The sequence below is a fragment of the Candidatus Babeliales bacterium genome, from assembly GCA_035944115.1.
Lineage (GTDB): Bacteria > Babelota > Babeliae > Babelales > Vermiphilaceae > DASZBJ01.
In genome coordinates this window covers 22,363-28,843 of sequence record DASZBJ010000003.1, presented here as the reverse complement: position 1 = coordinate 28,843, position 6,481 = coordinate 22,363, and the positions used below count along the sequence as shown (strand labels likewise).

Here is a 6,481-nt window from a genome sequence, read left to right as displayed (position 1 = left end):
ACGACAGCCTCATCTCTGCCTTCTTGAAATTCTTTGTTGATACGATTTTTGATTTTTCCAATATATGCCTCAAAATCTTTTCTTGTCATATCTGCACTTTTTAATAACGCAACACCTTTATTAATTGCACGCAAACGATTTACTGGGAATTTTCGCATCGCTTTTGCTTGATCACGCAATTTTTCTGCTTCATCAATTACATATCCGCGACGTGCATATACTGCATTAGCTACAGAAGATTTTAACCTCCAAATACGTATGCCATCAGCATAAGCTGCTGTAATAAAATTGCCATCAGTACTAATTGCAATGGCATTGGTGCCCGAATCTTCAGAGTGTTTCAACGTATTTATCAGTCCCTCTCTTCTCCCCTCCCAAATATGCACAGCACCACTATGGGATCCGGTCGCAATAAAATCATTATTTGCAGATATAGCCACTCCGACTACTAAAGGTGCAGTAATCGCATTAACTAACAGTCCAGTACCTGCATCAAAAACACGAACTACTCCTGCTCGATTGTCACCAGTAATAATAAAGCGTCCATCAAAACTACCCGCTACATCAGTAATCCTAGCAACGTCCTGAAACCAGCTGGACCTTATTTTTCCAGTAGCAGCATTAAAAATTCCAATCCAACCACCAACATATGCTCCTACAATAACATCACGCCCATTATTAGTAAGAGCTATATTAAAAAAATCATTTTTAGATACAATCTTCTTAATGGTTTTTGACACTTTAGTGGCCACATTCCAAATAGATATAGCTTTATTAATTACATCGCCAGTAACAACCGTCAGGCCATCTGCGCTGATAGCTAAAGGCTTTTTTATACCGCTATCAACTCTACGTACTAATTTTTCAGTAATTGCATCCCATATATAGATAGTTCCACTCTCAGATGCTCCACAAATAAATTTACTATCGCTACTAATTCCCAAACAAGTGATAGGACGATCCGCTTGAATCATTGTCGATATCACATCCGCATCTTCATCTAAAAACGATGTCCCTTTAAATGCAAACGGTTCCATATGCTTACTCACCGCACTCGGAACCGCGCCTACCAGTTTTGTAACATCTGCTCTAGAATATTCCACAGGACGCCCCCCACGCCGTGCTCGTGCAGCTGCTTCTTCAAGATTAAAGCGCTCAAGCCATTGCGCATCTTGCTCTTTTTCATCTTCTTCTTTAGTTTCTTTAGTTAATTTTTTTGTCCGCGCTGGCTTCTTTTGAGGTTTAAGTGATTCTGCAATTGCTTGTTGCGTATCAGGATCATCGAGTCCAAAATCTGTTACCAAACTTATATCTGGTTCATTTCCTTGTGCCGCTGCCGCTCTTCGTGCCGCCACATCTGCTTCCTCTCGCGTTTGCTGGAATACCTCTAACCTGCGTTGTCTTGTTACTTGCGCTCGCTCACGCTCCTTCAAATCTGCTGCAGTATGCGCTGCATGCAATGCGCAAGGCAAAGCCAAGAACACAAGCGATAACAAAAACCATTTTTTCATATTTTCCCTTTCCCACTAATACATGCCACCCATACCACCAAGATCTAGTGCCGGCGCTATGAGCATTTGTCGTCTGTTTTCTTGTTGTCCCTCTTCAAATTCTTTCTTAATTCGATTCTGGATTTTTCCAAGATATGCCTCAAGATCTTCTCTTGATACATCTGCGCTCTTTAATAATGCAATACCTTTATTAATCGCTTGCAATCGATTTTCTGGAAAATAATCCATAGCTTTTGCTTTGTCTCGTAATCGTTGTGCCTCATCAAGCGCATGCCCGCGGCGCGCATAACGCAAACTTTCCTCTAATGAAGGCTCTATATACCATATATGGATTGCTTCCTTATTTTCTATCTTGAAAGCTCCTATCATTCCATCTTTACTCGTTGCAACAGAAGATAGCTGATCATGATTTATTTTCAACAAAACTTCATCTTGTAATGCTCCTCTTGCAATATCCCAAATATCTACCTTTCCATTTTGAGACGCAGTCATCATATGACTATTATCAGTTAATATAGCCACGGACATTATGCCTGGTGCATCTTGTGCAAAAATCCGCAGCCTTGTTCCAGTGGCAACATCCCACAGAAACGATCCTTGATTTTTAGCTGCTGTTCCTGTCGCAATTAGCTGATTATTACTACTTATTGAGACTGTGCTTATTGCATCTGTATGTCCTATGAGCTTCTTCAATAAAGTTCCCGTGTTAACATCCCAAATGTACGCACAATTTTTATAATCATACCTACCATCAACAAGGAGCTTGCCATCAACACTCATCGCTAAACAGCTTATTCCACCAGGTTTTTTCCAAGTACGAATTAGTTCACCTGTCCGCGAATTCCAAATGCATATAACACCATAACCATCCCCTGTAGCAACAAGAGAACCGTTTCCATTTATTGCCACCGCATCTACTCCTCCAGTAGAATGCTCCAAAGTATGCAACAATTTCCCCTGTCTGACATCCCAGATACAGCAATAGCCAACGGTACTTCTCATTTGATTACTTCCACTTACAATAACTCTGCCATCGTAACTTATCGCGAGCGATTGCATCCAATCGCCCGAATCAGATCCTTTAAAGGTACGCACTAAGCTTCTTGTATCAAGATCCCAAACATGTATCTTAGAATCAGAACAACCTGCAAAAACATATTTCGCATCCGGGCTTAATACTATAGGGGAAGCGATCAATTTTTTATTCTTAATCGTCTGTAGCCGTGCCTCTCGCTTATTCTGTGCCATGAGCGGTCTTATATTGGCACTTGACACTGCAACAGGAACAGAACTAATCAATCTTCTTACATCTGCATCCGAATACTCTACTGGTCTTCCACCACGCCGTGCTCGTGCCACTGCATCTTCGCGTTCCATTTCCTCAAATCTTTCCCGATGTTGCCGACGAGCCTCTTGTTCCTTTTCATCTTCTTCTTTAGTTTCTTCTTGCGGTTTTTTAGTTAATTTTTTTTTCGCGCTGGCTTTTTTTGCGGCCTGAGTGATTCCGTAATTGCTTGCTGCATTTCAGGTTCATCCAGCCCAAAATCAGTAACTAAACTTGTGTCCAAAGGTTCTGTTTTTTCCACCGCTTCTCTTCGTGCTGCTGCATCTTCTCCTGCTCGCGCTTGTTGAAATTCTCCTAATCGCTGCAGCCTTCTTATTTCCTGACGCGCTTCCAAATCCTCTTTAGAGTGCGCTGCATATAAAACATGCGGAACACACGCCGCACTCATCACTGCTACCGATAACAAGATTTTTAATAACTTCATAAAATTTCCCTTTTCTTTTTACTAAAATTTATTTTTTTAAAAGCCACCCATGCCACCAAGATCTGACGCTAAAAGATTTTGCCGTCTAATTTCTTGCAGCCCCTCTTCCAACAACTGATCAACTTTTTGTACTGCAGTATTTGCTAAAGCGCCAAAATTAGGCTGCGACTGATCTGCCTGCCTTACGCGCTTAACTTCATTATCTATCGCCTCTTTTAACTCATCAGGAAAATCTTTCGTCGCATTCGCTCGCTCCTGCACAGATTTAATATGAGCGATTGATAATGGAATACTCTCTTGCATTCCCTTCGCTAACTCTTGATTGGTACGATTTTTAATTTCTCCAAAATACGCCTCTAAATCTTTTCTTGAGACATCCGCACTTTTTAACAGTGCAACTTCTTTATTAATTGCACGCAATCGTTTTTCTGGAAACTCACTTATCGCTTTTGCCTGATGACGTAATTTTTCGGCTTCATCAAGAGCATAGCCTCTGGATGCATATGCTACATTAACTAAAGAAGATTTTAATCTCCAAATATGTATACCAAATTTATATGCTCCCACAATAAAACTACCATCGCCACTAATTGCAATATTATTTAGCCATCCTTGCTGCTGCTCATCAGGACTCTCCAACGCCTGTATACGCTCTCCTGTTATGACATTCCAAATACCTATATAACGATGAGCTGCAGCAACAATAAAACTACCATCTGGAGCAACAGCAATTTCTTCTGTTGCACGAGTACTAATCTCATGAACTACATTTCCAGTGTTGGCATCAAAAATATGTACTTTGCGGCTGTGATTGATACCAACAGCAATTTGCTTACCATCACATCTAACGGCTATACTTTCCACAATCCCAAGACCAACAGGCATGCGTCTTATTTCTCCAGTAGCAACATACCAAATAGGTAGAGCATTACTTGATCTCATAACAACAATAGTACCATCGGCGGTAATAGCTGCACTCATAAGAAGAGGTTCTATCTTCTCAATATCTCTAATCATTTTTGAAGTTTTAGTTTTAGTAACTGCGTCCCAAATAAATATACGATTATTAGCATTGTCGCCAGTAACAATAGCCTTACCATCCCCGCTAAGAGCTAAAGGTTTTTTTATACCACTATCGAATTTATGTATTAATTTTTCAGTAATAGCATCCCATACATACACCGCTCCATTCTCAGATGCTCCACAAATAGATTTACTGTCGATACTTATTCCCAAACAAGTAATTGGATGTTTTGTTTTAATTATTGTCGATATCACTTCTGCATCTTTATCGAGAAATGTGGAGCCTTTTTTTACTATATAGGGTTTCATATGCTCACTCACCGCCATCGGAACCGTACTTATCAGTTTTCTGAGATCTACGTCCGTATGTTCCACTGGGCGACCTCCACGCAGTTCTCGCGCCGCCACATCTTCACGTTCTTGTTCTCTTAACTTGTCTTTATATGTTCTATAGTCGGGATTTCTTGTTTCTCGCTCTTTTTCATCTTCTTCTTTAGTTTCTTTAGTTAATTTTTTTGTCCGCGCTGGCTTTTTTTGAGGGTTGAGTGATTCCGCAATTGCTTGCTGTGTTTCCGGTTCATCAAGTCCAAAATCAGTAACTAAACTTGTGTCCAAAGGTTCTTTTTTCCCCACTGCTTCTCTTCGTGCTGCTGCATCTTCTCCTGCTCGCGCTTGTTGAAATTCTCCTAACTGTTGCAGCCTTCTTATTTCCTGACGCGTTTTCAAATCCTCTGTAGTGTGCGCTGCATACACTGCACAGGGCACACCAAAAAAAGAAATCAATACTATAATATCTAGTTTTCATATTTTTCATCACCACTAAAAATATTTGAGGGTGCTTATGCACCCTCTTATTTACTGCTGTGCTCTATCTTGTGATTTTTTTCGTAAAAATGCTGGAATATCTAAATCATTGCTATCTACAAACTGGTGCAACTCTGCTGCCATTTGTTTTGCCGGTTGCGCTTCAGTATACACCGACATTTCTTTTTGTACGTGCACTTCATCAACATCTATCCCACTTGAACCAAATACTGGTGCAGCATCATGCTCCATGGCCACTGGGTCTTGCACCACCTGCTGAGGCAACACAACCTGTTTTTGATTTACTTGTGGCTGCACTGTATTCTGAACCGCCGCTGGTGCAACATGCGATGCTCCGGTAGACTGCGCACCAACCATCTCCATCTGCACCTTTTCCTGAAATCCTGTTGCTATCACCGTTACTGAAACTTCATCAGTCATCGTTGGATCTATCACTGAGCCTAAAATAATGGTAGCATCTTCATCTGCTCGTTCATAAATAATTGAAGCAGCATCACTGATTTCATGAAGTCCCAAATTCACGCCGCCGGTAATGTTAAGCAACACTCCGCGCGCTCCATCAATACTCATATTTTCAAGGAGCGGAGAAGAGATGGCTTGCAACGCTGCTTCACGTGCTCTATTTTCTCCACGCGCTCTGCCCGTACCCAATACCGCAAGGCCCATATCTTTCATAATCACTCGCACATCAGCAAAATCAACATTGATATGTCCCGGTTTAGTAATAATATCTGAAATACCGGTGACTGATTGGCTGAGCACATCATTAATCATCGAAAAAGCATCAATCATAGAAACTTTTTTATCAACAATATCAATCAGTTTTTGATTCGGCATTACAATAAGCGTATCAACCTCTTTGCGTAATTTTTCTATTGCTTCGTTTGCCACACGAGCGCGCCGCTTACCTTCAAATGAAAACGGCTTTGTTACTACTGCTATTGATAAAATACCGTGTTCTTTGAGCGCACGTGCCACAACAGAAATACCACCCGATCCTGTTCCACCACCCATACCTGCTGCTAAAAATACGATGTCTGCATCGCCTAATAACTCCATCAACTTATCAATATCTTCTTCTGCTGCACGTTGGCCAAGTTCAGGATTCGCTCCTGCTCCGAGCCCCTTGGTTGATTTAAGACCAATCTGTATTTTGTGTACTGCTTTTGAATTTTCTAATGCTTGCGCGTCCGTATTTGCAACAATAAAATCGATTCCCTTGCTGCCTGAATCAATAATACTATTTACTGTGTTGCTACCCGCACCACCAATACCAATAACTTTAATCCGTGCCGCTTGCGTTTCATGTTCTTCTATTACTAAATCTATCATCCCACTCTCCTTATTACATAG

At 41.0% G+C, this 6,481-nt stretch carries 5 protein-coding genes; all 5 read right to left on the bottom strand.

Annotation, left to right across the window (positions count from 1 at the left end; genetic code table 11):
• A partial coding sequence (locus tag VGT41_00315; protein HEV2600714.1) for a hypothetical protein occupies positions 1-1,511 on the bottom strand: 1,511 nt, incomplete at its 3' end.
• Positions 1,512-1,526: 15 nt separating this feature from the next.
• Positions 1,527-2,888, bottom strand: coding sequence for a WD40 repeat domain-containing protein (locus tag VGT41_00310; GenBank protein HEV2600713.1), 1,362 nt, complete (start codon positions 2,886-2,888; stop codon positions 1,527-1,529).
• Positions 2,889-2,971: 83 nt separating this feature from the next.
• Positions 2,972-3,280 carry a hypothetical protein gene (locus VGT41_00305; protein HEV2600712.1) on the bottom strand — a complete coding sequence of 103 codons (309 nt, stop codon included), beginning with the start codon at positions 3,278-3,280 and terminating at the stop codon, positions 2,972-2,974.
• A 36-nt stretch (positions 3,281-3,316) separates the two neighbouring features.
• Entirely contained in the window at positions 3,317-5,029 is a 1,713-nt protein-coding gene (locus VGT41_00300; GenBank protein ID HEV2600711.1) for a hypothetical protein, read from the bottom strand.
• 129 nt (positions 5,030-5,158) lie between these two features.
• Positions 5,159-6,460 (bottom strand): cell division protein FtsZ, encoded by a 1,302-nt coding sequence (gene ftsZ / locus VGT41_00295; GenBank protein HEV2600710.1) that lies wholly within the window; start codon positions 6,458-6,460, stop codon positions 5,159-5,161.
• Positions 6,461-6,481: the final 21 nt, after the last annotated feature.